The 25043-nt window shown below is 31.9% G+C and carries 21 protein-coding genes; 10 read left to right on the top strand and 11 right to left on the bottom strand.

What is annotated here, in order from left to right; translation table 11 throughout:
* Positions 1–61: 61 nt before the first annotated feature.
* Positions 62–904, bottom strand: a complete 843-nt coding sequence (gene kduI, locus D1818_RS03345; protein ID WP_118456385.1) for a 5-dehydro-4-deoxy-D-glucuronate isomerase — start codon at positions 902–904, stop codon at positions 62–64.
* Between the two features lie 11 nt (positions 905–915).
* Positions 916–3993: a DUF2264 domain-containing protein gene (locus D1818_RS03340; RefSeq protein ID WP_118456384.1), complete on the bottom strand. Its 3078-nt coding sequence runs from the start codon at positions 3991–3993 to the stop codon at positions 916–918.
* Positions 3994–4332: 339 nt separating this feature from the next.
* On the opposite strand from D1818_RS03340, the gene D1818_RS03335 reads away from it, so the two are divergent.
* Entirely contained in the window at positions 4333–5499 is a 1167-nt protein-coding gene (locus D1818_RS03335) for a helix-turn-helix domain-containing protein (RefSeq protein ID WP_118456383.1), read from the top strand.
* A 263-nt stretch (positions 5500–5762) separates the two neighbouring features.
* Here D1818_RS03335 and D1818_RS03330 read toward each other — a convergent pair whose 3' ends face one another.
* From D1818_RS03330 to D1818_RS03315, 4 genes are read right to left on the bottom strand one after another with little or no spacing between them, the layout of a single operon-like run.
* Positions 5763–6539 (bottom strand): hypothetical protein, encoded by a 777-nt coding sequence (locus D1818_RS03330; protein WP_158597021.1) that lies wholly within the window; start codon positions 6537–6539, stop codon positions 5763–5765.
* 27 nt (positions 6540–6566) lie between these two features.
* Entirely contained in the window at positions 6567–7196 is a 630-nt protein-coding gene (locus D1818_RS03325) for an alpha/beta hydrolase (protein ID WP_118456381.1), read from the bottom strand.
* A 12-nt stretch (positions 7197–7208) separates the two neighbouring features.
* On the bottom strand, positions 7209–8057 hold the full coding sequence (locus tag D1818_RS03320; RefSeq protein ID WP_118456380.1) for an alpha/beta fold hydrolase: 849 nt from the start codon (positions 8055–8057) through the stop codon (positions 7209–7211).
* A gap of 2 nt (positions 8058–8059) precedes the next feature.
* Positions 8060–8623, bottom strand: coding sequence for a TetR/AcrR family transcriptional regulator (locus tag D1818_RS03315; RefSeq protein ID WP_118456379.1), 564 nt, complete (start codon positions 8621–8623; stop codon positions 8060–8062).
* 87 nt (positions 8624–8710) lie between these two features.
* Here D1818_RS03315 and D1818_RS03310 point away from each other — a divergent pair, with 87 nt between their 5' ends.
* The 5 genes from D1818_RS03310 to D1818_RS03290 all read left to right on the top strand — a co-directional run bounded on the left by D1818_RS03310 (position 8711) and on the right by D1818_RS03290 (position 13375).
* Complete coding sequence (locus D1818_RS03310) at positions 8711–9136, top strand: PaaI family thioesterase (RefSeq protein WP_118456378.1); 426 nt, start codon at positions 8711–8713, stop codon at positions 9134–9136.
* Between the two features lies 1 nt (position 9137).
* Positions 9138–10214 carry a chorismate-binding protein gene (locus D1818_RS03305; protein WP_118456377.1) on the top strand — a complete coding sequence of 359 codons (1077 nt, stop codon included), beginning with the start codon at positions 9138–9140 and terminating at the stop codon, positions 10212–10214.
* A gap of 44 nt (positions 10215–10258) precedes the next feature.
* Positions 10259–11983 (top strand): 2-succinyl-5-enolpyruvyl-6-hydroxy-3-cyclohexene-1-carboxylic-acid synthase, encoded by a 1725-nt coding sequence (menD, locus tag D1818_RS03300; protein ID WP_118456376.1) that lies wholly within the window; start codon positions 10259–10261, stop codon positions 11981–11983.
* A gap of 103 nt (positions 11984–12086) precedes the next feature.
* Complete coding sequence (locus D1818_RS03295; protein ID WP_118456375.1) at positions 12087–12428, top strand: DUF2853 family protein; 342 nt, start codon at positions 12087–12089, stop codon at positions 12426–12428.
* 107 nt (positions 12429–12535) lie between these two features.
* Positions 12536–13375, top strand: coding sequence for a S1 RNA-binding domain-containing protein (locus tag D1818_RS03290; RefSeq protein WP_118456374.1), 840 nt, complete (start codon positions 12536–12538; stop codon positions 13373–13375).
* 22 nt (positions 13376–13397) lie between these two features.
* Here D1818_RS03290 and D1818_RS03285 read toward each other — a convergent pair whose 3' ends face one another.
* Positions 13398–13880 (bottom strand): hypothetical protein, encoded by a 483-nt coding sequence (locus D1818_RS03285; RefSeq protein WP_118456373.1) that lies wholly within the window; start codon positions 13878–13880, stop codon positions 13398–13400.
* Positions 13881–14050: 170 nt separating this feature from the next.
* Here D1818_RS03285 and D1818_RS03280 point away from each other — a divergent pair, with 170 nt between their 5' ends.
* The 3 genes from D1818_RS03280 to D1818_RS03270 are packed head-to-tail and all read left to right on the top strand — an operon-like array spanning position 14051 to position 16383.
* Entirely contained in the window at positions 14051–14893 is an 843-nt protein-coding gene (locus D1818_RS03280) for a 1,4-dihydroxy-2-naphthoyl-CoA synthase (RefSeq protein ID WP_118456372.1), read from the top strand.
* Between the two features lie 35 nt (positions 14894–14928).
* On the top strand, positions 14929–15738 hold the full coding sequence (locus tag D1818_RS03275) for a hypothetical protein (protein ID WP_118456371.1): 810 nt from the start codon (positions 14929–14931) through the stop codon (positions 15736–15738).
* Between the two features lie 30 nt (positions 15739–15768).
* Positions 15769–16383 (top strand): SPOR domain-containing protein, encoded by a 615-nt coding sequence (locus D1818_RS03270; RefSeq protein WP_118456370.1) that lies wholly within the window; start codon positions 15769–15771, stop codon positions 16381–16383.
* Between the two features lie 109 nt (positions 16384–16492).
* Here D1818_RS03270 and D1818_RS03265 read toward each other — a convergent pair whose 3' ends face one another.
* Entirely contained in the window at positions 16493–18907 is a 2415-nt protein-coding gene (locus tag D1818_RS03265) for a thiamine pyrophosphate-dependent enzyme (RefSeq protein WP_118456369.1), read from the bottom strand.
* Between the two features lie 768 nt (positions 18908–19675).
* Between D1818_RS03265 and D1818_RS25200 the strand changes: the two genes are divergently transcribed.
* The gene (locus D1818_RS25200; RefSeq protein WP_162897251.1) at positions 19676–20131 is read left to right on the top strand and encodes a hypothetical protein; all 456 of its coding nucleotides are present in this window, start codon (positions 19676–19678) and stop codon (positions 20129–20131) included.
* Positions 20132–20195: 64 nt separating this feature from the next.
* Here the strand turns inward: D1818_RS25200 and D1818_RS03255 are convergent, their stop codons facing one another.
* Genes D1818_RS03255 through D1818_RS03245 form a run of 3 tightly spaced genes read right to left on the bottom strand, consistent with a single transcriptional unit; the run spans position 20196 to position 24997 of the window.
* Entirely contained in the window at positions 20196–22976 is a 2781-nt protein-coding gene (locus D1818_RS03255; RefSeq protein ID WP_118456367.1) for a metalloprotease, read from the bottom strand.
* 41 nt (positions 22977–23017) lie between these two features.
* Positions 23018–24268 (bottom strand): T9SS type A sorting domain-containing protein, encoded by a 1251-nt coding sequence (locus tag D1818_RS03250; RefSeq protein ID WP_118456366.1) that lies wholly within the window; start codon positions 24266–24268, stop codon positions 23018–23020.
* Positions 24269–24307: 39 nt separating this feature from the next.
* Complete coding sequence (locus D1818_RS03245; RefSeq protein WP_118456365.1) at positions 24308–24997, bottom strand: TIGR00730 family Rossman fold protein; 690 nt, start codon at positions 24995–24997, stop codon at positions 24308–24310.
* Between the last annotated feature and the right edge of the window lie 46 nt (positions 24998–25043).

The following is a 25043-nucleotide window of genomic DNA, read 5'->3' as shown; positions in this document are numbered from 1 at the left end:
TACACAGCTAATGTTATCGTTTTTAAATTATCAAATGATTGATTTGTCATGGTTTAAGTGATTATTTTAACTCCGTAATTTTTGCGATATCCATATCATTATAGTCTAAATTTTCACCTGCCATTCCCCAGATAAATGTATAGTTACTAGTTCCTGATCCTGAGTGTATGGACCAAGGAGGGGAGATAACTGCTTGGCAATTTTGTAACCAAATATGTCGTGTTTCATCCACCGGACCCATAAAATGACAAATAGCTTGTTCTTCTGGGACTTCAAAATAAAAATAGACTTCCATCCTGCGATCATGTACGTGTGCTGGCATCGTATTCCATACACTTCCTGGTTTTAATTCTGTCATTCCCATTTGTAACTGACATGTTTCTACAACTCCACTAAGAATCATTTGATAAACAGTTCTCGCATTAGCAGTTTCCATTGCTCCAAGTTCCAATTTATTTGCTTGTTCTTTAGTTATAGGTTTAGTAGGAAAAGTACGGTGTGCAGGTGCAGAATTTAGATAGAACTTAGCTGGATTGTTAGGGACATCACTTTTGAAAACTACATTTTTGCTATCTTTTCCAATATATAATGCATCTTTATATCCCAATGCGTACGTAGTCCCATCTACAGTTACATGTCCTGCACCACCTACATTAATAACTCCTAATTCTCTTCGATCCGTAAAGTTGTCTGATTTTATAGGATCAATGGTTTCTAATTTTAGTTCTTTGTTAACAGGAACAGCAGAACCGGCCATATAACGATCGTAATGTGTATAAACCCAAACAATTTTATCTTGTTGCATTAGATTTTTAATCAAAAATTCATCTCGTAATGCTTTTGTGTCATAATGCTTTACAGCTTTTGGGTTACTAGCATAACGCGTTTCATATATTGTGCTCATAAAGTAATTTATTAGTAAGAAATAGTGTGTTTTGAATTATTTTGATGTATTATAGTAATCTCTTTATTTTTTTTATTCATTTTAATTTTTTTAATAACAGACAATTCGTCAATTGTAAAATCAGTTCCAGATTTTTTCCATAACATAGCTGTGATATAGACATCGTCTTGTTTAGAGAGAGGATGTTTTACTTTAACGTTCATTACAGTACTTTTTTTAGTTTCTGGATGTAAATCTGTCGTAGTTTTGGTAGCGATGGTATCCCATCCTTTTATAGGAATCAAAGCCAATTGATATTCGCCATTATCAATGATATGTACCTCTGTATCTTTTATTTGTTGAACAGATTTTTTTATATATCCGTTGATATGTGACAGACTATAGTGTCCTAAAATGAAATCTAGAGGTTTTTTAGTATTAACTTTATCTACGCGTAGAATCCCATTTTTAAGAGGGATATCGGCTAGATTTATAGAAACATCATCAATAATTTCGGATTTTAGATCTCGATAATAGACACCATTTTCAAATTTTTTAAAGGTGTATAATCTTCCAGGTTCGTATGGGATAGTATCAACTCCGGTTTTAAACATGTAATTCATAGATACAATACCATTAGGATCATCAGCTTGCCAGGGAAAAGCACTGTTGTATGCTAGTTTGTTATAGTTTTCGCTACCTCGGAAGGGCTCTTTCACTCCGGTAATTGGTACATTACACCAAGCTCGAATTTCCGTAGCTCCAATATTTGGATAATTGGTAAGCATGATTTCTGAAGTTTTAAAAAACTTATTATGTGCTTTATCCTTGATTAATTCATTATCCCATGCTCCATCATTTTCTGTAGCATTCCAAAATTCATTTTCTTTTGGTAGTAGTAAACTGAGAAAAGCTTTTCCCATCCAAAAAGCACTTCCTCGACAGCTGTAATATTGCACAGAAGGATCAAATGATCCATAAAATCCCAATGTTGGAATATCATCTTTCATAAAATGAGGATGTTGCAAGAATTGTGATAATACTCCAGAAGAAATACGCCGCATCCATCCCCAGTTAACGTTTTTGGTTTCTTCTGGATAAAAACCTAAAAAAGGAAATGGACTAATAGAAGCTATACGATAACTAATACTTCTTCCCCACATTATCATTTCTCCATCTTTACTAAACATGTAGGGATAACTATCTTTTATATCTAAAAAATTTGCCTTGAATTTTTTAGCAATTTCAGGGTAATATTTATTTCCAAATACCTCAGACCAATAAGCAGCATACATCTGAAACGCCCACATACTGTAATAATCATAAGCGGGATTATCGTTATACCAACCATCACCTCGATAATGATCTAAACTCTTATTTAAATAATCGACCAATAACGTTTCATTGACCACATATCCTTGACTTTTAAAAAAACTTAAAACAAAAATGTTAAAAAATTTCCAATTAGAAGGAACGGTTGCACCATCACCATAACTAATCATTTTACGAGCTAAAATATCTTTTTGTTCCTGTGTAAGAGGATCCCAAACTATTTCAGGAATAGTAAAGAACGAAATTCCTAATGCACCAAATTCGACCAAGGTTTGTCCCGGCCAATCTTTTTCTTTGTCTTGTATGAATGATGGGTGATTTTCATCTATCAGATTTACTATGTTATGCCGATAATAATCTGCTATCCTAATACCATTAATGGTTAATTCTGGATTTTCCTTTAACAAAGGAGCAGCTACAAAAAGTGTTCTGCATAAACCTTCTAATTTTTCTATTGGGATTTGCCAATCACCCCTAGGGTAAGATACGTTTCCTAATTTTGGAAATTTAAGTGGATCATCGATTTTATCTACATACGAAAAAGCACCTTCTAAGATATATTGTGCCATATCTAACCAATGCTCTCGAGTCATTCCGGTTTTTGGACTTTTTATATAATCTGGTTTAGAAATCTGATATATTGGTTGTCCACCATACAGGGTGTATACTTCAGAACCAGCGGCTAGAAAAGCTCCTGTACCATATACTTCGGTTTGGTCTTTAAAAGCTTTATCAGGGCCTGCACCTATAGGTTGTACGTAGCCTAACATACCTTTGGGAGTAATAGAACGATTTAGAGCATTCCAAGCTTTTTTTATATGAGGTTCATATATTACTCTGTCTAATATTCCATTATTTATACCCCACGCTAAACCAAATGTAAAAAACGATGTTCCACTAGTTTCAGGGGTTGGATAATGTTTTTGATTGAGTAAACTCATAGACCAATACCCCTCTGGAGTTTGGATTTTGATGAGTTTTTTCGCCATTTTAAGGTAGATTTCCTTAAAATATTCATAAGGTTTAGATCCAGGTTCATATTCGTCCATTAGCAGGGTAAGCCCTCCAAATACCCATCCATTTCCTCTTGACCAAAATATTTTATTGCCGTGATCTAATTTATCAATAAAACTATTATCTCTAAAAAATAGATGTTCTTCTTCATCAAAAAGATGTTGCTTTGTAACCTCGTATTCTTTTAACATCCAATCCGTATATTTTTGATCGCCAGTAATGTTTGTCAGTTTTGCCCAAACAGGCGGACTCATAAATAAAGCATCACACCAGGTCCATCTTTCTAAGTGTTTATAATTGTCTAAAGTGATCGGTTGTTTACTTGGATTTTTTATAATCCAGTCCAAACGCTCTTTTGTCGGAGTAACCATGGAAGAGTCTTTAAATTTTCTGAATAATTCTAAAAACATTTGGCCAACTACATGATCATCTGCCATATATTTTCTATAGTGTAGTTGCCATTTTTGTTGCGTTCCAATTTTTTTTAACCATTGCCAGTATCTATCATCATTAGCTATTCTCGCATATTTAGTCATACCAACATAAAGTGCTCCATTAGTCCAGTCTGCAATATGATGAGGTTTGTCTCTACCACTGTATTTTTCTCGGAAATGCTCGATTTGCCAATCAGCTACAAGCTTCATTTGCTTTTTAACAGCTACAGGAGTTATATCAAGATTATTATTTACTTGAGCATTACCGGAAACGCAAAAACAAATAAATAATATAATCTTAGATGTCGTTTGTACGAAAAGTTTTTTCATGTTTAGCAAGAAAATAATTATGGTTTAAGATTTATATGTTTAAAGATGTTACTCCTAGAATAGCGTGATTTCATTCAGGTTCGTTATAATAGTTAGCAGATGATATATATTCATTATAATTTGTTATTTGAAAGAACCATAATTCTCATAAAAATTCTTAATACTATAAAGTCTTTAAAAATTATCAATCTCTATTAAGCTTCTAAGTTTTTTAGAATAATTCTATTGACTTCTGAAGAAAAATACTTAAAAGTTATAATTATTTCTATATTTAACCTTTGGTTAACGGTATTTGTAACGGTTAACTTTATAGCTTTTATAAGTTGAATTTGAATAAAAATGAAGGAACTTTCAAAAGAAGAAAAAATACAAATATTACAGGATATTCTAGATAGTCGAGAATTTTCTAAGTCTCCTTCAAGTAAAAACTTACTTCGTTTTTTGACAGAAGCTACTATCTCCAAAAAACAATTGAAAGAAACAACGATTGGGATGGAAATTTTTGGTAAAAGATTTATAGACCAAAATAATTCCTCTAGTATTCGAGTGAATATTTATAATCTCAGAAAGAAACTTGAAAAATATTATGAAAATGAAGGGAAGAATAGACCTTGGAAGCTTACCATTGATAAAGGACAATATTATATCTCATTTTTACAAAACAAAACAATTAATAATAAAAGAAAAGATTATAAAGTTTTATACAAAGTAGCAATTAGTGTTTCACTCTCTTTGTTAATGATTTTGGGTTTAATCTTATTCAAGTTTTTATATCATAAGCCTATTGTATTATGGGATTCATTTTTTAATAATAATAAAGAAACGACTCTGGTAGTGGGAGACTTTTTTGGATTTATGGCTAAAACTAAAACCGGTAGAGTAGGCTGGAATAGGGATTATCAAATCAATTCTTTGAATGATTTTTATAGTTTTCAAAAAGAGAATCCTGAATTTAGGAAAGATGTAATTCCTGCAAACTATTCTTATGTTACAGAAATGGGGTCTATTGCTGTTTACCACTTAACTAAACTTTTTTATTCTAGAGATCAGAGCTTTTCGATTCGATTTTCTACTAAGTCTACATATAACGATATTAAGGAGCATAACTCTGTTTATATAGGGCCGACCAAAAATCATAATAAGTTTATTCAATATTTTAATGAGCGAAATTCTTTTTTTTCTATTCAAGATCGAGAACTTAGATATAAAAACGTTGCCAAAAATAAAGACACAATTTTTGATCTTGATATTAAGGGGACAGCATCAGAGTATGCTATCGTATCGCGATTAAAAGGAACAAATGGAACGGAACAGTTTTTGTTTTTTTCGGATCATGATATGGGAGTAATTGCGACTGTAGAATTATTCTGTGATGAAAAAAAAGCAGAAAGATTTATAACACAATATGTAAAAGATTTAGATACGTTTACCGCATTATTTATGGTGAACGGAAAAGAACGTACCAATTTGGATTTAAATTTAATTGTTATAGATTCCTCCAACTAAACAGGAGATACTACTAGATTCCAATATTCAAAAAAAAACACATACTTAATTCGTTGTGTATTTAAAATCCTATCCTTGACGCACTTCTTCCTTCGATCGAAGTACTCGAATTGACATACTTTGATTAAAAAAAATCTAAATGCATAACAGGTCTACTTATTCTTGCAGTATTTTTTACTTATTAGATTTTTTGATAGAGTAAACAAAAAATCATTGGATCAGGACTAAGGATTTTACTTAAAAATTAAAAACAATATAATGTGTTACAAAATCTCTACGCTTTTATCAGTTCTTAGGATTGAATCAAAATAGGTAGAGAAATCGAAAGTATTTAATCCATTCTTTCCAAAAGTTTGTCCGATAAAATTTTTAGTTACACCATTCTCTTCTACGGAATGAATATGAAGGGCTCGAGAATTTTTAACTGATTTTCCTGAGACAAATATTTCATAAGAATTGAATGCATCAACTGCAAAAATTGTAATACCTAACTCTTTAGCAACTTCGATATCAAATTCTGAAACAGTTCTAATATTTCTTAGATCTTCTGCCATTTCTTTAGGGTGGCCATGTAGTTGCCCTAAAAGCATTAATCCTTCTCCAACTCTCGGAGCACTATTCGAACCAACTCCATATGTATTAATAACGATTTCTTTTTTGGTTCTAAATTCTGGTATCCAGTCTCTAATGGCAAAAACTTCTCCACTATTAACATTTAGAACTATGAATACCTGATTCTCTAATCCCTCTTCCATTGTATCATCGGCGATTCTCTGAACTTCCTTTTGTATTTGATTTTCATTAAAAGTAATTACATAACTATTCCTATGTAATTCTCTAGTTCCAGGCTTAGATTTAGTTCCTCCTTTTTCTTCAATTACATAATTCCATTCTCGTATATCTATTACTCTCAGTTTGTTTGTTTCTGATCCATCTAACCCAAGTCCTCGTCCAGTTACTCGATCAATATAATAATCAGCAAAACAAAAAGCCTGAAAACAAAATAAAGAAACAAAAAGAGGTACTATTTTTTTATGCATTGATGGAAGTTTAGATTTCATTTAAATTTAAACAATATTTTTTAAAGTTTCAATATCAAGTTCATGACCTCCAGGATGTGATCTAAATTCTATTTGCGGTAATATATCTTTTACACGTATTTTTTCGGCTTCTACTTTGGCAATTTCAAAATAGGGATCCTTTTCTCCTAAAATGTGACTTACTTTGGTTTTGTTAGTCAAAAATGTAAAATCTTCTTTTCCTAACTCTTTCGGAAATCCACCAGAAATCATCACAAAGTCATCTGGCTGGATTTGTTGACTGGCAATCCATCTACTGGCGATACTAACACCTTGTGAATACCCTAGGACGACAAACCTAGTTGTAGCGGGAAGTTTTTCTTCCTTAATTATTGAATCTATATAATTGAGTACATTTTTAGTCTCAGTTTTGGTGTTCTCCTTAGTGAGCCAGCTAGATCCTACTTTTTTATAATCATTGTTTTTATAATATTTGGACGGAGCTTGCGGAGCAATTATATAGTTTTTTTCGGGATCCAGACTTTGGAATAACCGAATAAAATATCTGCTTAGATAACCAATTCCATGAAATACCAACCAAACGTTTTTGGTTTCGGAAGTCAACTCATTTAAAGTGTCGTAAGTGTTTGTGGATTGATAAACAACCTCTTTTTGCATAATTAATAACTTTTATAATTGGAACCATTCATCGATTATAGGCCACAAGATATCCTGATTTTTCTTTCTAAAAAAATCAAAGTGACCAATTGTTTTTAGATTGTAATCTGAGGGTTTTAAGTGTTTTCTGGTAGTTTTGGCATTTTTATATACACGATCGCTTAGTATGTCTACTGATTTTTGAGGGGCAAAAAGGTCATCGTCAATACTAATTAATAAAATAGATTCTTTAATATCTTCATAATAAGTTTCAGAACCTCCTTTGGAAAAATGTAACATCGAATCTGGATGTAGTAAGAAAGTAGCCCAGTCCTTTGCAGCTTTTGTGGTCAAAGGTCTTCCTAATCCAAACCAACTCGATGGATAGTATCCTAAAATAGATGTTGTTAGTGGTACGAAAAACTTAAAATTGAGATATATCAAAGCACGCATTTTTAGAGTGAAATGTTTGTAAAACCCAAACTGAGAACCTATAGTAAGATACTTGTCATAGTATTGAAACGAATCACTAAAACCAACGCTATTACCACCATAACTATGGCCTATCATATATTGTGTATTATCAGGGAATTCTTCTTTTGCATATTTTGACACAGCTTTAAAGTCCATAGCCCAGGAAAAAAAACCATACTCTTTTAGGGATTGAATACTTTGTGATATTGAAGACCCAATACTTCTATAATCAAAAGTAAATACATTACAGCCTTTTTGTGCCAGGTATGTAGCCATACTAAAGTAAAACTTTTGTGGAACTGCTACAGCAGGAGCAAAGACGATTGTTTTATTGTTTGACGACTTTGGGACAAATTCATGCACGGAGATCGGGTAGTCATCGGTGGATTTAATAGTATATGATTCCATTATTATGCTTTTAATATGATTTTTTCCATTCTGGAAACTGCATTGTTAATATACTTATGATCGTTATAGATACGCATCAATAAAATACCGCCTTCAAGATCCTGAACCATTTGTTCCGCTAGTGATAATGATTCTTCTTTAGAATAGTTAGGTTCTAGCAAAATCTGTAAACCAGCGATAAAATCTTTAAAAAAATGTTTGATTTCATCCTTGTAAATAGGATCGAGATGGGCAGTTTCTAACGCAGTATTTGCCATAATACATCCGCTATTCGCATTTTTAAACATTTTGTTTATGAGTTCATGAACTTTTTTAAGTTTTTGTTCAATAGTTAAATTATTGTTTTTAATTACTTTGAATAGGTTATGTTTAAAATAACTATTTACGGTAGCTAACACCTCTTTAATTAGCTGTTCTTTATTATTAAAGTAATAGTAAAAGTGGGATTTCTGTATTTCACATGCTTTGGCTAATTCACTCATACTGCTTTTGCATATGCCTCTTTCTCTTAGTACAGGAATTACTTTACTCAGGACTTCTTCTTTAGATGTTTTAGTTTTAGGCATTTTATTGAACGTTCGTTAAAATAATACATAAATATAGTTAGAATTATTTAGTGTCATTGCTTATTTTTACTTAAAATTTAAAAAAGTATGCAGTTAACTGAAGAAGAAATACTGAAGAGATGTGCTATAATGTGCGAAAATACGCTAATGGAAACATTGGATATTTCTTTTTGCGAAGTAGGTAAAGATTACTTGGTTGCCAAAATGCCGGTTACCTCAAAGGTTCATCAACCGGATGGTGTACTTCATGGTGGTGCTATGGTAGCACTAGCAGAGAGTGTTGGTAGTGCAGCCTCACATATATTCTTAGATACTAAAGAATTTTATATAAGGGGCTTAGAGATTTCTGCGAATCATGTAAAAAGTATTAGAGAGGGATTTGTATATGCTAGAGCAGAGATTGTGCATAAAGGAAGAACGACTCAACTTTGGGATATTAAAATTCGTGATGAAGAAAGTAATCTAATCTCCATTGTAAAATTAACAACTATAGCATTGTCTAAATCCAGATAATATGGATATTTCAGCATTATATCTGAAAATCCAATCTCAATTGGATCATCAATTACCCTTTGTTGTATATAGAAAATCTGGAGAAAAGAAAATAAATAGTTTTCTTCAAAATGATAATCACTTGTATAATGTAAATGGATATGATACTTCAGGTTTTGTTTTTGCGCCATTTGATAGTAATGGTAAAACGATATTAATACCAACGGATAAAAGCAGTTGTTATAGCGCAGTTATTCCGTCCGAACATAAAGGTCAAAATCAAAATCAATCTCTCTTCGTTCATAATGATCATAAAGCAAAAAAAAATCATATAAAACTAGTTGAGGAAGGAATAGAAGCTATCGCTAATGATTCCTTTAAGAAGGTGGTATTGTCCAGAAAAGAAGAAATCACTTTTTCTGGTAAAGACTATTTAATGGTTTTTCGACAGTTGATCGATAATTATCCTAATGCTTTTGTCTATTGCTGGCACCATCCAGCTATAGGAACCTGGCTTGGTGCAACTCCAGAAACTTTGGTTACTATAAAAGAAGACCAGTTTTTTACGATGGCATTAGCTGGAACACAACCTTATGTTGATTCGTTAGAAGTGCATTGGGGATCAAAGGAGAGAGAGGAGCAAGCGATGGTTACAAATTTTGTTTTGAATGAACTCTCATCCAATGTGAACAGTATTGAAAAATCAAATACATATACATATAAGGCAGGTACACTGTTGCATTTAAGAACAGATATTAAAGGCTTTTTGAAGAATAAAAATTCTAATGTAGAAGATATTATCAAGGTATTGCATCCTACTCCTGCTGTGTGCGGTTTACCTAAAAAACCAGCAAAATCCTTTATTTTAAAGAATGAATTATATGATCGGAAATATTATACAGGTTTTCTTGGAGAACTATATATCAATCATAAAGGAAAAACTGAATCTAATCTGTATGTAAATCTAAGATGTATGGAAATGTCTTCTGGTAAAGCAATACTTTATGTAGGAGGAGGAATCACCAAAGATTCTATCTCAGAAAAAGAATGGGAGGAAACCGTAAGAAAGACTGAAACTATGAAAAAAGTTTTGCATTAAAACACTGGCTTTAATTATGGCTATATCGTAATTTAGCGACTCGAATGAAGAAACGATTATATTCCAAAATTCCTTTGTCCCAAACAGTGGTTGCTTTGTGTGAAGCAAAAGGAATTCATCATATTGTAATATCTCCAGGATCCAGAAATGCACCTTTGACTATTGGTTTTACTGAAAATCCTGATATGAATTGCTATAGTATTGTTGATGAACGATGTGCTGCTTTTTTTGCATTGGGAATTGCACAACAGATTAAGAAGCCTGTAGCACTGGTATGCACATCGGGTAGTGCATTGTTAAACTATTATCCAGCAATTTCAGAGGCTTTTTATAGTGATATTCCTTTGGTAGTATTAAGTGCGGATAGACCTATTGAACGTATTGATATAGGTGACGGACAGACGATACGTCAAAAAAATGTATTCGAGAATCATATTTTGTATTCTGCAAATTTATATTCTGAAATTGTACCAGAAACAGAAATAAATGATCTTAAGATAAAACAAAAACAACACGAAGCACAAAAGCATAACGAAAGAGAAATTAATTTAGCTCTTAATGCTTCCATAGAAAATAGAGGTCCAGTTCATATTAATGTTCCTTTTTATGAACCGCTATATGATACAATTGAACAACCAACAATTTCTCCCAAAAATATTCCTGTAGAGTACTTAGAACATCGTATATCGGATGCTTTACGATCCAGTATGTTGATAGAATGGAATAAAGCAAAACGAAAAATAATATTGATAGGTGTTAATGCGCCAAACAGTATTGAGCGAAGATGGATAGATCATTTTGCCAAAGATTCTTCTGTGTTGGTTTTGACTGAAACAACATCAAATATTCATCACGACACTCATGTTAATTGTATTGATCAATTAATAACATCGTTAAATGAAGAAGAGTTTAGGGCATTGCAGCCTGAGATTCTACTTACTTTTGGAGGCATGGTAGTTTCTAAAAGAATCAAGGCTTTTTTCAGAAACTATCAACCAAAAGTGCATTGGCATATTGATGAGAAAAAAGCGTATGACACTTATTTCTGTTTAACAGAACATATAAAAATGAACCCTAATTCTTTTTTTTCTGATTTCCTTCCTGATACCGAGGCATTGCAGAATGATTATAAATCATTTTGGATATCTCTCAGAAATCAAAGAAGAGTGCGACACGCCGAATATTTAGAACGTATAGATTTTACAGATCTAAAAGTGTTTGAAACACTTTTTAATCATATTCCAGATGATCAGATGATTCAGTTAAGTAATAGTTCTACGGTACGATATGCGCAATTGTTTTCATTGAATCCTTCCTTTAAGGTGTATTGTAATAGGGGAACAAGTGGTATTGATGGAAGTACATCTACCGCTATAGGTGCAGCAGTAGCTTCTGGAGTTCCTACGACCTTGATAACGGGAGATCTCAGTTTCTTTTATGATAGTAATGGATTATGGAATGATAACATTCCCGCTAATTTTAAAATTATTTTAATTAATAATAGCGGAGGAGGAATTTTTAGAATTTTACCAGGTAAATCAGAAACTGATAATTTTAGCACTTATTTTGAAACAAAACATAAATTGACAGCTCAACAGCTTTGTAGTATGTTTAGTGTTAAATATACACAGACAAATGGAATAATAGGATTGCTAAAAGGTATTGAAAACCTATATTTCAATAATGATTCGCCGCAGTTATTAGAAGTTTTTACACCCAGAAAAGTGAATGATAGTGTTTTAATCGATTATTTTAGGCATTTTATCTAAAAAAGCCCATAGAATATAATTTATAAATGAATTATTCATTTATAAATAAGTTATATTTGAGATAACATAATAAATTAACTAAAACCTAAAACATTATCACCTTATGAGTAAAAGAGACGAATTAATAACTAAGTATGCTGCTGATATCAAAGATAAAATTGGTCAAACACCGGATGTGGACTTTTTAACTAAGGTTACTATTGGTTGTGGACCATCTATTTATAACAAAGATGCTGCTACAGTATCAGGAAGTGATCCTGCAGAATTAGAAACAGTAAAGAAAAATTTCCTAATCAAAAAGTTAGGACTTTCTGACGGACCAAAATTAGATGAAGCAATTGCTTCTGTAATGGATGCATATGGTAAATCTAACCGTAATAAGTATAGAGCTGTAGTGTATTATCTTCTAGCTAAACATTTTAAAAAAGAGTCTGTTTATAAATAAAATAGTAGCTCATAAAATAATAAAAGGTGTTCTCTGATGGACACCTTTTTTGTTTTAATATGCTACATAGGAAGATTAAACAATTATCTTTGCGCAAAAAATAGAACATGCTTAAGCTTGGTACATATAATACACTAGAAATCGTAAGAGAAAGAGATCAAGGAATTTATCTTAGCGATGATGATGGAAATGAAGTCTTATTGCCTAATAAATACGTTCCCAATGAATTTATGATTAGGGACGAAATCAAAGTGTTTTTATATTTAGATCATGAAGAGCGAATAGTAGCAACTACTTTAGAACCTTATGCTACGGTTAATTCATTTGCTTATTTAAAATGTACTACAGTTTCTGATATTGGTGCCTTTATGGATTGGGGACTAGAGAAGGAACTTTTTGTGCCTTTTAGAGAGCAAGCTTCTAAAATGAGGATTGGTAGTTGGTATCTAGTTTATGTGTATTTAGATGAAGAGACAAACAGACTGGTTGGTTCTAGTAAGACTAATGCTTTTCTTGATAATTCATTAGTATTGTTATCTGCATATGATGAAGTAAATTTAATGGCATCACACCCTTCTCCATATGGTTGGAATATGATAGTGAATCAAAAACATTTGGGGTTGGTGTATGAAGATGAAATTTTTCAAAAAGTTACTCCTGGAGATCAACTAAAGGGATTTGTGAAAAAAGTACGTCCAGATGGTAAAATTGATCTTACGCTACAAAGACACGGGTATCGTGCAATAGAACCTAATGCGCAACAAATACTTGATGAATTAAAATCGAGCGGAGGATTTATTGATCTTAATGATAAATCTGACCCAAATGATATTAAAGACGTTTTTCAGCTAAGTAAAAAAAGTTTTAAGAAGGCAATTGGTTCTTTATACAAAGCTAAAAAGATAGTTATAGAAAAAGATGGGATTCGTTTAATTAACGAGGATTAATTGTCTCAAATAAAAGTGTTTTTTAATAGGTAAGAGGTACACCAGTTACAGGGCAATATATGCCAGTATATGTACTTGCATCTCTATAGGCATTATTTTTAATATTTCCATTACCACTATTATTGGTGTTATATCCACCATTTCCTGTTATTGTAAATCTTAGGTTGTTTTGATTTTGATTTTCGGTACTAGGAAGAGAAAAAGCGTAATTAGATTGTATGAACTTATTTTCAGGAAGCAGAAGAATTGGTGCTTCGTTTTTAAGATGCTGTTTACGTAAATCAACACTTAAATTTATTTCCATTAAAAAATAATTGCCAGTAGAAATTATTTCACGGGTATAAGATAGAGAAGGAGTGATCTCCCTATGCTCTAATGTGTATCGTGAGTCGTTTTCTATTAGTTGTGTATTCCACGTTTCCCAATCGATAGTAAGTGAAGGCTTTTCTTGTCCATAAGAGATGATACTAATACAACTTAAAAGGAATATAAAAAGAATCTTCATAGTAATTTCTAATTATCTGTTTTGTCTAAAATATCAAAAATCGTGCAAATGTCATGTTAATTTATACAAAAGATGTAAAAATATTACTTTTTTAACTTGATTTAACTACTATAATGATGTAGCTGGATACAATATATTATATTATTTTTGATAGCATTAAAAAATATGAAATGAATTCGATAAACTGGAAAACTGTAAAGGAATATCAAGATATAACTTATAAGAAATCTAATGGTGTAGCTAGAATAGCGTTTAATAGACCAAATGTGCGTAATGCTTTTAGGCCTCAAACTACAAGTGAATTATACGATGCATTTTACGATGCGCAAGAAGATACTTCAATAGGAGTAGTGTTACTTTCTGGCGAAGGGCCTTCTACTAAAGATGGTGTATACAGTTTTTGTAGTGGAGGAGACCAAAAAGCCAGGGGACATCAGGGATATGTAGGACAAGATGGAATGCATAGATTAAATATATTAGAAGTACAGCGACTTATTCGTTTCATGCCAAAAGTGGTAATAGCTGTCGTACCAGGATGGGCTGTTGGTGGAGGGCATAGTTTACACGTAGTTTGTGATCTTACTCTTGCGAGTAAAGAACATGCTATTTTTAAACAAACAGATGCAGATGTTACTAGTTTTGATGGTGGATATGGATCTGCATATTTAGCTAAAATGGTAGGGCAGAAAAAAGCACGTGAGATTTTCTTTTTAGGTAGAAACTATTCTGCACAAGATGCTTACGAAATGGGGATGGTTAACGCAGTAATACCTCACGAAGAATTAGAAGATACAGCATATCAATGGGCTCAGGAAATCTTAGAAAAATCTCCTACATCTATAAAAATGCTTAAATTTTCTATGAACCTAACAGATGATGGCATGGTTGGGCAACAAGTTTTTGCAGGTGAAGCTACACGACTAGCGTATATGACGGATGAGGCTAAAGAAGGTAGAAATGCGTTTTTAGAAAAGAGAAAGCCTAATTTTAAAGATATTAAGTGGATACCATAATAGTGAGATATTGATCTTCAAATTTAAAAGGGATAATGGAAAATAAAGAAGACGAATTATTATCGGTACAATATAGGATTGAAAAATCCGGAATGAAACAACAGAAGCTGGAGAATCGTCTCGTTTCTATTTCAGAAGAGTTAAAGAAGAGTAAGAGGAACAGTTTGATTTTTATGATTTTTTTTCTGACTGTGATTCTTGTTATGGCTGGAGGAATATATTATCTAAGTGAAAAAGATGCTTCGTTTTCTAACGATCAAAGTGAAAACACACAGGTAGATATAGATCAAATTCAGAAAACCAACGATTCTTTACAAGAAGAACTAGTGAAGCTTAAATCTGATATTGCAGATTATAAAAAAGGATTAGTTTATGAAACAGATAGTCTTGGTACAGCATCTGCAGATACTACAAACACTAATGTAGAAGGAGAAAAACGAATAGCTACGGATACCCTCAATAAATTAAAATTCGAGAGAAAACATTGCTATGTTAAAAAGGTATTTAGAAACAACGGAGTAATTTTTATTGAAGCCGATTTTATAGAATATTATAAAGGAAGAAAAGCTGTGGAAAAAGCTAAAGAAAATAATGAAGCAGAATATGATATTGATAAAAATGGTGATACGTTGTATTTTTTATATGACAATTATTATGTTTCTAACATTAGTAATAAATTAAGAAGGCTCGAATTAAATGACAAAGTTCGCATTCAAGATATAAATCAAATTTCTAGAGGATTTCCTTTAAAGGCCTTTCAGAAAATTATTGCAGATAAGCCTATTATGATTTTAGAAATAAGTGATGGAATTGTATATAAGATAAAGAAACAGAAATTACCATAAGCCTATAAATCTTTCTAATACTCCGTAAAAATGCCAGATATTAAAAATGAAGATCTTTTATCACTGCATTATCAGATAGAAAAAGCCGAGGTTGAACAACAAAAACTAGAGGATCTTCTTAATGATAGATCATTAGAACTCAAAAAGAACAGAGCGTCTAAAATAATGTTTAAGATACTTTGCTCTGTTCTATTAATTACTACAATAACATTGATTATATATGTGGTGTTTTGGGTAGGTAATAGCAGTAGTAGTGTAACCACTAATAATAAAGAATTCTCCTCTTTTCAATCAGAGATCGATGGACTTAAAAATCAGTTGAATCAATTAAAAAAGGAGCAACCCGATCTTAAAAATATAAAGGATCTTTATTTATATAGAAGTTTAATAAATAAAGACACCGTGTATTCTGTTCAAATACAATCCTTTACAACGGATAAGGTTTCTTTGGTTTCAGAAAAATTCACCAATACTCTTTTTTATAACGATACATATTATTATAAACTTAGTTTAGGTATTTTTGAGACCCTTGAAGAAGCTCAGGAATTTAGAAAGATCCTACTTCAATCTGGGATTATTGATAAGAATATATTTGTTATTTCTTATAAAGAAGGAGAGCGTATACGAATAGAAAACCCATTTTAAAAATAAAACCCCTCTTTCTGAGGGGTTTTGTTTTTCTAAGCTTGTCAGCAAAGAAGAATACATATGTTTATTAGACCGAATGTTACGGTTTTTGACTAAGGTTTTGTGTTTACCTTAATTTAGGATATTCTACAGGATTAACCTCATTCATCAAATCATAAACTTTCTCAAAAATATCTTCTGTAGATGGCTTACTGAAATAATCTCCATCAGTTCCAAATGCCGGACGATGTGGTTGTGCACTTAGCGTTTGCGGCTCACTATCTAAATATTGATAAATGTTTTGTTCATCAATAAGTTTGTGAAGTATATACCCCGTAGCTCCACCAGGCACATCTTCGTCAATAATCATTAATCTATTGGTCTTAGCTACACTTTTTACGATATCGTGAGTTAAATCAAATGGGATTAAGGATTGTACGTCAATTACTTCTGCATTAATACCTAATGATAATAATTCTTTAGCTGCTTGTTCTACTAGTCTTAGCGTTGATCCATAAGAAACAAGTGTTATGTCACTTCCTTCTTTTACCGTTTCAACGACACCAACAGGTGTTCTAATTTCTGATAGGTTAGAAGGCATTTTTTCTTTAAGACGATATCCGTTAAGACATTCTATTACCACTGCCGGTTCGTCACTATCCATTAAAGTATTATAAAACCCAGCAGCTTTAGTCATATTTCGCGGTACAAGAATATGAATTCCGCGTAATAGGTGAATTAAACCACCCATTTGAGAACCAGAATGCCATATACCTTCTAGTCTATGTCCTCTTGTTCTAACAATTAACGGTGCTTTTTGTTTAGCAAATGTTCTGTATCTTAAGGTTGCGAGATCATCACTTAATCCTTGTATACAGTATAAAATGTAATCAAGATATTGTATTTCGGCAATAGGCCTAAGACCTCTCATAGCCATACCAATTCCCTGACCGATAATAGTAGCTTCTCTGATACCTGCATCTGAAACTCTTATATCTCCAAATTTTTCTTGTAATCCTTCAAGTCCCTGATTAACATCACCGATCTTACCACTGTCTTCTCCAAAAATTAAGGATTCAGGAATTCTACTGAATATTTGATCAAAATTATCTCTAAGAATCAAACGAGCATCTACAATCTCTGCATTTTCTGCATATTGAGGTATAACTTCTTTGATTTTAGTAACATTACTATCAAAATCATTGTAGAGGTGATCACTATATTTAGGCTGAATTTCTTCTATATAACTGTTAATCCAATTTTGAAGCGCTGTTTTTTCCGGGAAATCTTCTTTAACAATATATCGTAACGTTTTTCGAGTTGCTTCAAGAATATCTTTGCGGATTGGCTCATCTTTATCTGCCAATGTCTTTACAAGAGGAGAGATGAAATTTTTGTTAGCACTTTTAGATTCTACAGCTTCTAACATAAGAAGTGCTTGTTTTTGTTCAGCAACAATTTCAGATAAGTAAGCGTTCCAAGCGCTGGTTTTACCTTGTCTAACTATTTTCTTACAAGATTTTTCTAATGCAAGCAATTCATCTGCTGTAGCGACATTATGTTCAATAATCCATTCCTTGAATTTCTTATTGCAGTCATGTTCACGTTCCCAGTTTAATCTTTCTTCACTTTTATATCGTTCGTGAGATCCTGAAGTAGAGTGACCTTGCGGTTGTGTTAGTTCTTTTACATGCACTATAACCGGAATGTGCTGTTCCCTAGCTAAATCTTCAGCAGTTTCATAGGCTTCTACAAGAGCTGGATAATCCCAACCGTTTACTACTATGATTTCGTATCCATCGTGCTTTTCATCACGTCTAAATCCTTCTAAAACTGCAGATATGTTTTCTTTTGTAGTTTGATGTTTTGCGTGTACCGAAATTCCATACTCATCATCCCAAACACTAATAACCATTGGTACTTGAAGAACACCACCGGCATTTACAGTTTCCCAAAAAAGACCTTCACTAGTACTTGCGTTACCAATAGTTCCCCAAGCTACTTCATTTCCATTAATAGAAAAATTAGTATTTTCTTTTACACTTTTCTCGTTACGGTATACTTTGGATGCTTGTGCTAAACCTAATAATCTTGGCATTTGACCGGCAGTAGGAGAGATGTCAGAACTAGAATTTTTTTGTTTAGTTAAATTTTTCCAGGATCCATCTTCATTAAGACTATGAGTAGCAAAGTGACCACCCATTTGTCTGCCTGCTGCAAAAGGTTCTTTTTCAATATCAGTATGAGCATATAAACCTGCAAAAAATTGTTCTACAGTATATTGCTCTATAGCCATCATAAACGTTTGATCACGATAGTACCCTGATCTGAAATCACCATCACGAAAAACTCTAGCCATTGCTAACTGAGGTAATTCCTTTCCACCACCAAAAATTCCAAATTTGGACTTTCCTGTTAGGACTTCTCTTCGTCCTAATAAACTACACTCTCTACTTATTAAAGCAATTTTGTAATCTCTAAGTATTTGATTTCTATATTCTTCAAAAGAAATATTAGGTGTAATTGTTGTTTCAGGCTGCATGTGAACGATGTTTTACGGTCCGCAAATTTAGCTAAAATCCACGCCAATTCCAAGGCAAGAAGTATTAAATTTATTAAGGATAATTCACATAAATCAACTTTTTGTTATATAATTCTTTTTTTAGACCATTATTTTAAGAACTGATTAACAAATATTCAAAATTTTCACATTTATTGTTTTGTAGATTTATCATAGGAAATATTTGAATTTGTAATCTATAAAAGCTTGTTTGATTTGTGTGATGTGTAGTGTCGATATACTTCGATTGTATGTGGTTTAAACTTTTAATTGTTATTTTTTGAATAAGATTATTTAGATTGTTTTTATTTAAAAACTTGGTTTTTAGTTTTTTAGAAATCTTATTTTTTAAGGTTTAATAAAGTAGGTTTAAGGTTAAGTTCATTTTTTTCCTACAAATCCAAAAAATAATATAACTTAGAAGTGTTGTTGAAGAACTCTATAAGATCATCAGTGATTCTTTAAAACAGAAATGAATTCATAAGAAGTAACAGCATATTTTTGAAAAATATAAAGCTAACAGATATATTATTCTATTTTGCTTTTACAGCGGTTATTATAATTGCTGTTTTTTTTGATAGAAAATATTTAGCTTATGGACTACCAACAATGATAGTTTCTATTGGGGTCATATATTTTGAACGTGTAGTTAAAATAAATTTGTGGTATGTACTTAGTTTAATTTCCATGATTATTTGCGATACTCTTATTTATACCGATTTCGTCCAGAATTTTTCCATAATATGTATTTTGACAGCTATATATTTTATATCGTGTACACTTGCGTTGAGAAGGTATTTATTGGTTAGAAATATTAAGCGTAGTACTTTTTTATCAATACCTATTTTAGTTAGTTCTGGATTGGTTTTGTATTTGATATATGCTATTTCTCAGTTACTTATTGATGTTGTTAAAGAAGCCGTTCCAGAAGTAGTTGTTTGTCTAATGTGCTCTACGTCATATATACTAGTGTCTTATCTTATATATGTACAAGATATGTCAAAAGAAGGTTTGAAATTACTTGTAGTAGCTTTTTTATGCATATTTATAGTGTCTTTATTACCTATAAATGAGTTATTTTATTCAAGTAAAATTTTCACTGTATTTATTAATATTGCTCACGTATTAAGTCTTTATCTTTTTATGAAGTATTTAATAAGAACTACTCCAGAAAAAGAAATACATGTTCGTGAAAACTATCTTTGATTAAAATCGATTTGAAGCAGAGTATTGAAGTAAGTAATTGTTTTAAAAACAGTTTTAATTATTATTAATACCATTCTCTGGTAAATAATCCAATAAGTGTTTGTGGACTTAGTGTAATAATAAATCGAATCTGCTCATTATAGTTAGGTTGATTTATTTCAAAACCATTATTAGAGGCTATCGGAAAGAAAAGCTCGAAATAATCAGCAACAAGACTCACTCGTACACCCGCATTATACACAAATTTTGGTGACATTCCTCTATTTTTAACAAAACCAACATCTCCATATGCATATATCCACTTCCAAATATTAGTATTGGCATTAAGTGTAGTAATCCATTGGTTAGCAAAAGGATAGTCAAGTTGAGATTTAAATCCTCCTTCTGCTATAATTATTTGTTGACTTACTAATCCAGTGTCTTCACTACGTCCTAAATAATTAAAATCAAAAAGATAATCGGTTGGTCTATCTAAAGCAAAGCTGAAGAAATCACCATCCTTTTCCGTATCATTAAAAAGGAAAGCACCAGCGAATAAACGGAGATTTATTTGTCTATTGTTCAAAAACACTTTTCTATAGTTAAAGGTGGCAGATAGCTTGCTAAAGTTTTTGGCTATTTGATAATCAAATATATAAGAAGTAAAGTCCAAAAGATTAAAATCAGAATATCTATATCTAACATTAAAAACACTATAATCTGGGGTTTCTACAGGATCATTATCGTCCCGTTCTCTAAACACGTTTACGCTACGTATAGAAAGCCGTTGTCTCTCATTAGATCTTAGATCTTGTGGTCTCCAAGAAAAATCAACAGAAGGGGAGAAACGCCTAAATAATAAATCAGGGGCATAGCTAAACATGCTGCCACTAAATGCATATCTAATCTGGTAAAGCCCATAATCTGCAATTTGATCTCTGTATTGGAAAAAAGCAGAACCAATTAGTTTTTTAGATAGAAAACCATAACTAGGAGTAATTCTATAATCAAAATCTCGTCTTATGAATGTTTTATTATAAAACTTAGAACCAATAGTTAAACCATCATACACATTAAACTCAAATTCTGGAATGTAAAACACCTGACTACGTGTGGGGTCTTCTATATCCTGTAAAAACCTGAATTGTATCGGTTTATTAAAAATTCCTTTTAGATTTCGATGATTATTTCTGCGATTTACTTCTGGAATATTTTGATCATAATCTAAAACCAATTTGTCGATATCATCATTGGCGATTTTTACTTTTTTCTTCCCTGTAATATTGGTTATCCATGTTTTGGAAACTAATTGTCCATCTCTTAATCCAGCCAGTGAGACGGGCATTGCATTATTTCTTTTATTCTTTATGGTAACTTCAAGAGAGTCATTTTTTCTTTTAATCGATTTAATTTTGAAATCCAATTTCTCATTAGTGGGTATGAAGTCTTCAAAAAACCAATCAATATTTTTAGGAGTTAAATCATTTAAGATCTTTTCGAATTCTTTAGAGTTTGTAAGCTGTAATGTATTATTGATGTAGTAATTTTTAACAGCTTCTGATAAGATATTATCGTCTTCCAGATAATCTTCTAAATATTTAAAACCAATCCCCGCCTTATATGCATTGGCGATATTTTTATTGAATTTTATAAGTTTATCTTGCGGTTCAGTAAGAGGTTGATCCAGAAATAATCTTGCCATATTTTTATACCCTAGAAAATACTGGTCATTAAAATCTAAATCTGCAGCGTGAAACCATCGAATACCGATAACTTTACTTAGGTTTCCTATGATTTTCATATCTGGATAATACTGTTCTGTATAGGACATCATTAGGTAGATATGAATAGCATCTTTTATCCAAGCATCGTATCTAGGATTTATAATTAGTGTCTTTTCCAGGTAGCTTTCGGTAATAGATTTCAGTTGCTTAATTTCATATTGAAAACCATCCGGGAACGGTCTCAATATATCAGGTAATTGGTTTAATCCATATACAGGATTGTTTTTATAATCATTTTCTGAGACTAAAATTTTGTCAAATGGATATGGGCCTAATCTTTTTTCTAAAAACTTAACGATTCTTTTTGTTGCCACACTTTTCATCTCTGGCATTAAATCATTATCCTCTATGTTACTAATGAGTTTTAACCCATTCATCTGAAAGTCATAGAACGAATTATTTTTTTCCAGATACAGATTTACTTCGTTTCTTTTTTCACCAATAAGTTGCACATTTTTAGTTTCCTCATTAGGCAGAGATGCTTCTTTCTGATCAAATTCACTAGTAAGATTATAATCAGATGATAAGGTTATATTTATGGTGTAATCGGTTAATGGCGCGTATAAGTCATCTAGGTTTTTATGGCTATAGATATTCCATTTTGTATCATATACAGCAGGAGCAATATACCAATATTTGAGACTGAAATTACCATTTTTATGATAACCATATCGTGTGAATTTTTCATTAGGTATTTTTACTTTATATGTTAAAATAAACGTAACACTGTTTCCAGGATATAATGATTTGTCAATATCTAATTTTATAATATCAGGAGTTTGATTATAACGCTCCCAGGTTAGACTACTATTAGACTTGTCTGTAATTGACTCAATAGCGGTAGCTCCACGCTCATAATCTTTTGCAAAATAAAATCGTTTTAAAAAATCTTCAGAAAAGCGTTCACCAAGGGGGGTAGTTTTACTGTTAAAACTATTTGCCCAATCGTGTAAAAATATTTCTCGTAAGGTGTCTTTTGATTCGTTGGTATAAGTGATTTCTTGTTGTATTGATATCACCTTGTTTTCAGCATCCAAAGTTCCATCAATAGTTATGGTATGCTGAGCCGATAAAGCTTGCATAGCAAATAGAATTATAACTATATGGAATATTCTGGAGAAGCTCAATTTTTCTTTAAAAATTTAATCGTGTTACTATTCATACTAACCGGAACAAGGTAGTACATTCCTTTACTTAATGCGGATACAGGAATGTTAGTAATACTATTTCCATTTGCAGAAAATGACACTATTTCTTGACCTAAAGTATTATATATCCTGAAATCTATAGGTTCCGGATGATTGTTTATTTGTAAAGATAAAATATCATCAATTATAGTACCACTGTTTAATTGTATTGTTTTTGGGGTTTCTACAAATTCTGTAGTACTGAGTAATTGTTGATTTACCTGTAACTCCATCACAACGGGTAAATGGTCACTCATATTATATAATGCATCTCTCAATGCACTATCAAATTTCCCTGTACAATCAGCATTATCAATCCTTTGGTTATAGCAATTACCATTATTGCCATATGCTGAGTAAGTATCGGGTTTATAGCTTAATTCAGGACTATTTATCATGTTTTCAGACATCAAAATAAAATCAAATCGATCATCCAGTCCGCCGCCACTTCCAAAATCACCAAACTCATCACTGCTTATACGTGTACTTTGTGTATGTATATCCGTAAAAGTAATGTTACTGCTCCAATCACCAGGAGTAGTTATAGGATCTACCATCACAATTTTATTATTTGCATCTAGTAATTCCTGATAAGCTGGTTCTTCTGATGAATATAAATTAAAGTCACCCGCAAAAATCACATAATCATTTTCGTCTAAATTAGCATAGTTATCCGTAAACTCTCTTACCATATTAAGACGTTTGGTCTCATTGTCAGCGCCTCTACTGGCTTTAAGATGGGCCACAAAAACTTCTATTCTAATGGGATTGTTGCTCTGATCATCAGAGATTAATTCTAGTGTGTACCAGTTAATATCTCTTATTGTGGTTGTTAGTCTTTGGCTTTGTATTAAAGTAAACTTTTGATTGTTATAATATAGTAATTGATGTAATTCTACATCAGAATTAGAAAAATTACTTAAGAAAGGAGCGCTAGAATAATTATTACCATCATCATTCAATGAATCATTAAGTATTTCATCACCTCCATCTTCGGTTTCCAATTCACAAATCATAAAAATATCGGGCTCATAACTATCAATGATAGTTTCCAATATTTCTTCTCTATTTGTGGGTGGAGCAGAAGGATAGTTTAAAACGTTATAAAACATAGTTTTAATAGTAGCCTGTCCGAATGAAATTTGGGCACTACAAAATACTATGACTATTAATACGATTCTTTTCATTGCTGAGTTTGTTGAGTTTGTGTGAAAAGGGATGCTTTTTTAGAAATTAGGACTTAAATTATATTGTCCATAGAATTTGTCTAATATATCTAATACTTCTTCTGGAGTATCGACTACATGAATTAAATCCATATCTCCAGCACTAATATTGCCAAATTTATCTAAGAGTGTGCTTTTCACCCAGTCTATTAGTCCCCCCCAGAACTCAGTACTTACTAAAATAATAGGAAATACTGCAATTTTTTTAGTTTGTATCAAAGTGATCGCCTCAAAAAGCTCATCTAAGGTCCCGAATCCACCTGGCATTACTACAAATCCCTGAGAGTATTTTACGAACATTACTTTTCGAACAAAGAAATAATCAAAGTCCAGACTTTTATCACTATCGATATAGGGGTTATCGTGCTGTTCGAAAGGTAGTTCTATGTTAAGTCCTACGGATGTTCCTCCACCCAAATGAGCACCTTTATTACCAGCTTCCATAATACCTGGACCACCACCGGTAATAACACCATAACCGTGTTCTACAATTTTTTGAGCTACATCTACAGTTAATTGGTAGTATTTGTTATCGGTTTTCGTTCTTGCAGATCCAAAAATAGAAACACAGGGCCCAATTTTACTCATTCTTTCGAATCCATTAACAAACTCTCCCATGATCTTAAAGATTGCCCATGAATCATTTGTTTTTATCTCATTCCATCCTTTGTGACGTCGTTCTTTTCTCATAAATTATATTTTACGGTTTTCAGTAAATGACTGATGTAACCTTGAA

Origin of the sequence: Aquimarina sp. BL5 (assembly GCF_003443675.1) — a bacterium.
In the GTDB taxonomy this organism is placed as follows: Bacteria; Bacteroidota; Bacteroidia; order Flavobacteriales; family Flavobacteriaceae; genus Aquimarina.
Note: the sequence above shows the minus strand (reverse complement) of the source record. Positions and strands in the feature narration are given on the sequence as shown.